The sequence below is a fragment of the Exiguobacterium sp. B2(2022) genome (assembly GCF_028823655.1).
Lineage (GTDB): Bacteria > Bacillota > Bacilli > Exiguobacteriales > Exiguobacteriaceae > Exiguobacterium > Exiguobacterium aestuarii_A.
This window is the reverse complement of record NZ_JAPEHX010000096.1, coordinates 1-5,115: the sequence shown is the minus strand read 5'-3', so window position 1 is coordinate 5,115 and position 5,115 is coordinate 1. Positions and strand designations below refer to the sequence as shown.

The following is a 5,115-nucleotide window of genomic DNA, read 5'->3' as shown; positions in this document are numbered from 1 at the left end:
CCGCCGCAATCGCTGCCGATAATGGCAAATCTAGCTTGATGGCGACTTGTGCTCCTTGGAAGGCGAAGGCGACCAAACCGATGGCATCGACAATGACCCCCCAGCGTTCCCAATGTGGCAATACGACACTCGGTAGCAGGAAGATGAGGAGTGCGACAAGAAAACATAAAATAAATAAATCATTCTGTTGCCAAATCAAACTGACGGGGTTTCCTAATAGGACGTTTCGAATCGCACCGCCCCCAAAGGCAGTGATAAACGCGAGCAGCCACACCCCAAAAATATCGTATTTTTCATCCATCGCAATGATGGCTCCGCTCGCCGCGAACGCAATCGTTCCGACGACGTTGAGCAATTCCCACTCCATGAACATCCCTTGCCCTTTCTTCAACGCATTGTATGGTAAAGTATAGTTACAAAAAATCAGGTCAGTCGAGCGACTGTCGTAAAGGATGTCGGTATTACTATGAAACGTATCGCTTTGTTCCGTATATGGATTATCGTCACCATGTTCGCCCGATTCATCATTCGGCTGTACGCCTTTTCACGTAAACAACAGCAAGGCGTCGCCACGACAGAAGAATATGAAGCACTCATGCTCAAGCTCGCGCGTGAGTATAAACGAAATGCGTTAAGACTCGAAGGCTTATTGATCAAGCTCGGACAATTTCTATCCATTCGTGCGGATTTATTGCCACCGGCCGTCCTGAATGAGCTCTCTGAACTCGTCGACCGTGTCCCGACATCGGGTTGGGAGAAGTCGCGCGCGATTCTAGAGGCTGAATGGGGCGTTCCTTACTCGCAAGTCGTCAAAGACGTCGGAATCGATGCCGTCGCCTCCGCCTCGATTGGGGAAGTATACGGCGCCACATTGCTCGAAAACGGGAAACGGGTCGCCATCAAAATTCAACGTCCGAATATCGAAAAAATTATTCGTACGGACTTCCGTGCGATGCGGATTGTCACGTCGATGTTGAAGCGGACATCCCTCGCTAAATCGACCGACTTAGATAGCTTATATCGCCAAATGATTTTTGTCATCGGAGATGAACTAAATTTTCAAACCGAATTAAAAAATGCTCTCTATTTCAAAGCAAAGTATGCTGATAATCGGGACGTTTATATCCCGGATTATCACGAACATCTCTGTACGAACCGTGTCTTGACGATGGACTGGGTCGATGCGCGACGCATCACCGACCTCGCCTTCCTAAAAGAAAATGACATCGATCGCTCTGCACTAGCCGAACGGCTGTTCACGCTCGCCGCCGAACAGTTGTTGTTTGGTGGACAGTTCCATGCCGATCCACACCCCGGAAACGTCCAAATTCGAGCAGACGGCACCATCATCTTACTCGACTTCGGGATGGTCGGACAGACGACGGCACATGACATGGCGACGATTCGAAATATTCTACAGGCGTTCATCTCGCTCGACTATGACAGCATCGTCGATGGACTCGAAGATTTACGTTTCTTGTTACCGACGGCGAACAAACAAAACATTCGCCAAGCACTCGAAAAGGCCGTGACGTTTTATTTGGAGACCGATATCGATACGGTCGATACAAGGTTGATTGAGAAAGTGTTACAGGATATTCAGTTGCTCGTCAAAAACGAACCGATTCAACTCCCGGCGGAATTTGCCTTCTTCGGGCGGGCCGCCTCGACCTTGCTTGGCATCCTGCAAATCCTCGACCCGAAAATCGACCTGTTCACACTCGGTAAACCGATTGTCATCGAATGGCTCGAGGAAGATGGGACAACGCTTCAAAACCGATATGTGAAGACCGGAATCAACTATGCGAAGAAGTTATTGAACGTCCCGCCGCTCCTCGACAATTACTTAAAAGAACTACGCCTGTCGGAGCAAGCGATGTTCCAACGCAACTTGGAATCAAAAGAACTGTTGCACCGTCAGACGTTCAATGCAATCGTCATCTTGCTCGGGTTGCTCGTCGGACTACTCGGCTATATCCGACCAGATGAATGGCTGTTCTGGTCGGGCGGCGTCGTCTCCGTACTGGCTTACTTCAATTGGAGACGCCTCGGACGAAAAATTCGTCACTTGGCACGTCAGGATTTTCGAGTTTGAGCGAACCGTCACTCTCAGGAGTGGCGGTTTTTTGTCGCATCCACTCGGCAATATAGGTCCCGACGTCACGCATCATGCGAGGTGTCGTCCAGCCCATCGTCGATACTTGGATGACGTTCGCCCGCTTCAAATACTCACTCTCATATTGTACGAGATATCCTTGGTACGACAGCTGTCGACCGAGCTCGATTGAGGACTGATGAGTCGGAACCGAAATCGTCAGAATCCCGGGTGACTGAGCGGGACTCAGCTCGATTTGTAAGCCGTTCTCACGAAGCGAGTCGATCAGGACGAGCATCTTCTCTTCATGCGACGCGACTTCCTCTTCCGTCAGTTCATCCAATGCGATCGCCATCGCCGCAAGGAGCGGCTCTGATTGTGTAAAGGCAATTGGTTGATAGAGGGATAAGTCTAAGTAGCGGGGCACGTCTCGTAACGCTTCTGCTCGCCCTCTCATGGCAACGAACGCGAGACCTGGGGCGTTCCGTAACGCCTTTCCAGAGGAGAAGGTCACATAGTCCGCAAAGGAATAGGCATAGACGCACGTTCCGACAGCACTGATCGCATCGACGGCGACGACACCTTGCCACGCATGAAGCGGGGTGAGATCGATTAAAATTCCCAAGGATGTCTCACAATGCACCGTCCACACCCAGTCTGGTTCAATGCGTTCAAGTTCAGAAACATCCCACTTCCCTTTCCGGTCCGCTTGAATGATATCAAACGAGAGGCTGACGCGAGATGCGTGATCCATGAGACGTTCCCCGAATTCGCCGGCACATAAAATGACACCGTGTCCGCTCAATCGTGAAGCGACCGCATCATTGGCAACCGTGCCGCTTCCTAAGAGCGTATAGACGTAAGGAAGTCCGATTCGTTGCGTCAATTGTTGCTGAATGGATTCGAGCATACGGCTCGTCTCATTTGAACGGTGTGGGAGCGGCTGTCTCGAGAGCCTCGCCCTTACACGCTCCGAGCATTCAACAGGACCTGCGAGCAAACTCTTTGGTCGAAGCGTCGACGCTGACTTTGATTCATAAAATGCCGAACGCGTTAACACCATCGGCACATATCGTGCTTCCTCAGGACCGATTGGATCCGCAAATGGGACAAATCCGAATCGGCGATAGAGCACTTGTTCACGCGTCGTCCCGCTGATGACGATACCGTCGACTTCACGTTCTGTCGCATCTCCAATGACTGCTCGCATCAATCCGGCGAACGTACGATTGCGCCGATACGCTTTCTTCACAGCAAGCAACCGAATCTCGAGCCAATCCCCGTCAGGAATACACACCCCTTTTTGTTCTAACGAAAAGGGCCTTTCGCCACGTAGCGCGCACATGGCGACCACTTCACCATTCACTTCCCCAATCCAATATGTATTCTCTTCATGAAACTTGTCGACGAGTCGTCGTTCCAGATTTGACGGATGTTGCGGAATCTCTTCGACGAACGTTTCGTAATTCAATCGATGAATGGCGTCAAAATCAGATGAACTGGCTTTTCGATAAACAATCATGTCGTTCCCTCCTTCACATGATGATAGACAATCACGATGGCAATGAGCGTGGCCCAGATGATATCTCCGATACTTCCAAGTGCAGCCAACGGAAGTAAGACAAGCATGATGAGACCTGTCTCACGTGAATTGCCCGTCACTTTGATCAAAAGTAATAGAATCAGGAGACCACCGATAAACCAACACGGGTCGTATGCCCATATGATTCCAGAAAAAACGGCATATCCCTTCCCGCCTGCGCGGATTCGCCAAAACGGATAAATATGACCGAGCGTGAGTGCGAGTGCCGTCTGCCAAAAATACGGTCCGCTCACCTGTAGGACAAGAATCGTCTTCAGCACGTCGAATCCATATACGATCAGAAACGCCTTCACTCCTCCGATGCGATGTGCATTGCGGGCACCGGTATTGTTGGAACCAGATGTCGCTAAATCATGACCACTTAGTAACCCATAAAGCCTGCCCCCGAGCAGACTCCCGACTAGATAGCCGACGATGATAATCCACATTGTATCCCCTCATTTTTTGGAAAATTGTGTGCGTTTTAGAAAAAAGGGTATCCTCTAATTAACTGTGCACTTTTTGGAAAGGGGAAATCAAGATGCGAGAAGAGAAAAACTTCATTAACGGGGAATGGACAGAGACGGAACAGACGATCGAGGTACGAAACCCGGCCACGGGAAACGTGATGGCCGTTGTGACGAAAAGTGATATCGCCGAAGCGACACAAGCCGTCTATGCGGCGCATGAAGCACTACAGGAATGGCAACAAAAGACCGCGGACGAACGAGGGGCGTTACTGAATGAGTGGCATCGTTTGATCGCAGAACATACAGAAGAACTTGCCCGGACGATGGTTGAGGAGCAAGGAAAGCCACTGAAAGAAGCCATCGGTGAAATCAACTATGCGAACGGCTTTATCGACTGGTATGCGGCAGAAGGACGACGCGTGTACGGAGAGACGATTCCCGCCTCTTCAAATCAAAAACGGATTTTTGCCATCAAGCAACCGGTCGGCGTCATCGCCGCGATCACACCTTGGAACTTCCCGGCTGCCATGATTACGCGAAAAGTCGCACCAGCACTTGCTGCCGGCTGTACGGTCGTCATGAAACCCGCATCGGCGACTCCATTGACTGCGATTGAATTGGTCAAATTGGCCGAAAAAGCAGGATTCCCAAAAGGAGTCATCAACCTGGTAACAGGGCAAGCGTCTGATATCGTCAAAGCGTGGCAACAAGACAAGCGAGTGCGAAAGTTGACGTTCACAGGGTCGACAGAAGTCGGAAAGATGCTCATGCGTGACGCTGCGGACACGATGAAAAAGATTTCGCTCGAGCTCGGTGGGCACGCACCTCTCATCGTCACGGCCAAAGCTGACTTAGATAAAGCCGTCCCGCAAGCGGTCGCCACGAAGTTCCGTAACGGTGGACAGACGTGCGTCTGTGCGAACCGAATTTACGTCGAACGTGCCGTCGTCGATGAATTCTCGGAGCGT

The 5,115-nt window shown here is 50.9% G+C and carries 5 protein-coding genes; 2 read left to right on the top strand and 3 right to left on the bottom strand.

Features of this window, described 5'->3' with window-relative positions:
- The coding region (locus ON063_RS14175; RefSeq protein ID WP_274665565.1) for a trimeric intracellular cation channel family protein at positions 1–373 on the bottom strand (373 nt) is incomplete at its 3' end.
- Positions 374–466: 93 nt separating this feature from the next.
- Between ON063_RS14175 and ON063_RS14170 the strand changes: the two genes are divergently transcribed.
- The gene (locus ON063_RS14170) at positions 467–2,095 is read left to right on the top strand and encodes an ABC1 kinase family protein (RefSeq protein ID WP_274665564.1); all 1,629 of its coding nucleotides are present in this window, start codon (positions 467–469) and stop codon (positions 2,093–2,095) included.
- Here ON063_RS14170 and ON063_RS14165 read toward each other — a convergent pair.
- Complete coding sequence (locus tag ON063_RS14165; RefSeq protein ID WP_274665563.1) at positions 2,034–3,617, bottom strand: GNAT family N-acetyltransferase; 1,584 nt, start codon at positions 3,615–3,617, stop codon at positions 2,034–2,036. The genes ON063_RS14170 and ON063_RS14165 overlap by 62 nt on opposite strands.
- Positions 3,614–4,126, bottom strand: coding sequence for a glycerol-3-phosphate acyltransferase (locus ON063_RS14160; protein WP_274665562.1), 513 nt, complete (start codon positions 4,124–4,126; stop codon positions 3,614–3,616). The genes ON063_RS14165 and ON063_RS14160 overlap by 4 nt, the downstream gene beginning before the upstream one ends.
- A gap of 92 nt (positions 4,127–4,218) precedes the next feature.
- On the opposite strand from ON063_RS14160, the gene ON063_RS14155 reads away from it, so the two are divergent.
- The coding region (locus ON063_RS14155; protein ID WP_274665561.1) for an aldehyde dehydrogenase family protein at positions 4,219–5,115 on the top strand (897 nt) is incomplete at its 3' end.